Source organism: Chamaesiphon sp. OTE_8_metabat_110, assembly GCF_031382685.1.
Classification (GTDB): domain Bacteria; phylum Cyanobacteriota; class Cyanobacteriia; order Cyanobacteriales; family Chamaesiphonaceae; genus Chamaesiphon.
In genome coordinates, this window is record NZ_JANMZA010000495.1 from 1 (window position 1) to 1,759 (window position 1,759).

The following is a 1,759-nucleotide window of genomic DNA, read 5'->3' on the forward strand; positions in this document are numbered from 1 at the left end:
CTTCCGAACAGAGGACGGTGATGCAGTTGGCTTTCGGATTGGTAGAATTGAGCCGGACACCCATCAGATCGCCAGGAATTTCGCCAGGATCGGCAGTGGGCATTCCGGCTAGCTCGGTATGAATCTTCCGGCCGTCAGGAGCGACAAAATCCAACTAGCTCAGACAGCGCATTCAGCGATCTTTGATTCTTCGGATTTTACGACTCCTGAAGCTGAATTATTAAAGCTGCACGAGATTCTCGATCGGGGTATTCCCACGATCGACCTCAACTGGCGCAGGATTGCGGGCTGGCAAGAACTCACCGCCGAAGCCTTCGATCCCCCTGCTCGTCGCAAAGATATCACCGAAATCGATCGAGTCGATGTCAATTATGAATTAGGCAATCCGGCTCAAGCAATTATGTTTCTCGGTTGGCTCTCCAGTCGCCTCCAATGGCAACCTGTCAGCTACAAGCACACTGGCGGTGACTATGACTTGCGCGAGGTAGATTTTGTCGCCCCCGACGGACGCAAAATTCATACCGAACTCGCTGCTATGCCTACGGTTAATCTGGGTGATATTCCAGGCGATCTAATGGGTGTCCGCCTCAACTCCACCAATCCCAAAGCCAACTGCATCACCGTCCTCTGTTCGGAAGTTGCTGGTTGTATGCAGATGGAAATGCGCGGCGGTACTCAAACTGCCCGCGTTGAGGAAGTAACTTCGCTTGCCGAGCGCAGTGCCGAAGACTTACTCGCTGAGTATCTTCAACGCTGGAGTCGGGATTTACTCTATGAGCAAACGATGACCGTGGTAGCTCAAATTCTGAGTAAGGTAGGATAAATGATTGCGGAGGTTGGGTTGCGCGATGATAGCAAAACCCAACTATCTCAGATAGACAGTATGGCTTACAATAACTTTTCCTTGCAAGATGTAATAGATCGATTTGAAATTAACTTACTTGAGTCAACTTTTTGTGACTCTTTGCCACCAGCCACCCCACAACCCGAATTTTCGACCATTTTTGGGCAATCTTTACCTTTAGCACAGAGAGCTAGATCTGAGAAAGCTAAGTCTGAATTGTTGGTTAGCCCAGTTTTGCTGGAGGTCACAAAATTGGCAAACAATTCAGTCGAACTATTTTCTGGTGAGGAATTTACTGTTGATAAAGAGCAGGGTTTGAATGGGTTTTGCGACTTTCTTTTGAGTCGCTCTACTGCTCCTTATATTATTGAGGCTCCGATTGTAATGTTAGTGGAGGCTAAAAAAGGGGAATTGGATCTGGGATTGGGGCAATGTATCTCAGAGATGGTTGCAGCCCAATTATTTAATCAAAATGAAGGCAAGGTGATTCCAGTTATCTATGGTTGCGTTACCAGTGGGAAGTTATGGCAATTTCTCAAGATCGAAGGTAAGAATGTCACCATCGATGTGAATGAATATCAGATCCTACCAGTCGATCGAATTTTGGGTATTCTCAAGTGGATGGTGAGCAAAATTGATTAGCTAAAATTCGATAGATAAAGGCTCATTAAAATCCTCACTCATCCAAATTTGACCTTGGTGCAAACCTGGAGTGCGAGTAATGACTAACTTTTTCTCGAACTCACTAGCATTACTTTTGGCGACTTGGATCGAATTAAGAACTTCTACTAACAATGCTTCTGGTACTGATGCTAGTTCATGGACAATCTTTTCTAAAGTAGTCATTTTCACTAGTAAATCTCGACGCTTCTATTTTAACATTATTATCTAGAAAGTACATTCGGCTCTCATACT

General features: G+C 45.3%; 3 protein-coding genes. 2 read left to right on the top strand and 1 reads right to left on the bottom strand.

All coding sequences use genetic code 11. From position 1 onward, the window contains the following. The first annotated feature begins 118 nt into the window (after nt 1–118). Nucleotides 119–823 (top strand): glucose-6-phosphate dehydrogenase assembly protein OpcA, encoded by a 705-nt coding sequence (locus RMO52_RS18190; protein ID WP_310417051.1) that lies wholly within the window; start codon nt 119–121, stop codon nt 821–823. After that, the gene (locus RMO52_RS18195) at nt 824–1,486 is read left to right on the top strand and encodes a hypothetical protein (RefSeq protein WP_310417052.1); all 663 of its coding nucleotides are present in this window, start codon (nt 824–826) and stop codon (nt 1,484–1,486) included. Here RMO52_RS18195 and RMO52_RS18200 read toward each other — a convergent pair whose 3' ends face one another. Continuing rightward, a complete protein-coding gene (locus RMO52_RS18200) occupies nt 1,487–1,690 on the bottom strand; it encodes a hypothetical protein (RefSeq protein ID WP_310417055.1) in 204 nt (67 codons plus the stop codon). It lies immediately after the preceding gene. Nucleotides 1,691–1,759: the final 69 nt, after the last annotated feature.

What these genes read in the sequence shown, in the direction of transcription:
- RMO52_RS18190 (WP_310417051.1), top strand. Translation starts at nt 119, where the DNA reads ATGAATCTTCCGGCCGTCAGGAGCGACAAAATCCAACTAGCTCAGACA.
- RMO52_RS18195 (WP_310417052.1), top strand. Translation starts at nt 824, where the DNA reads ATGATTGCGGAGGTTGGGTTGCGCGATGATAGCAAAACCCAACTATCT.
- RMO52_RS18200 (WP_310417055.1), bottom strand. Translation starts at nt 1,690, where the DNA reads ATGACTACTTTAGAAAAGATTGTCCATGAACTAGCATCAGTACCAGAA.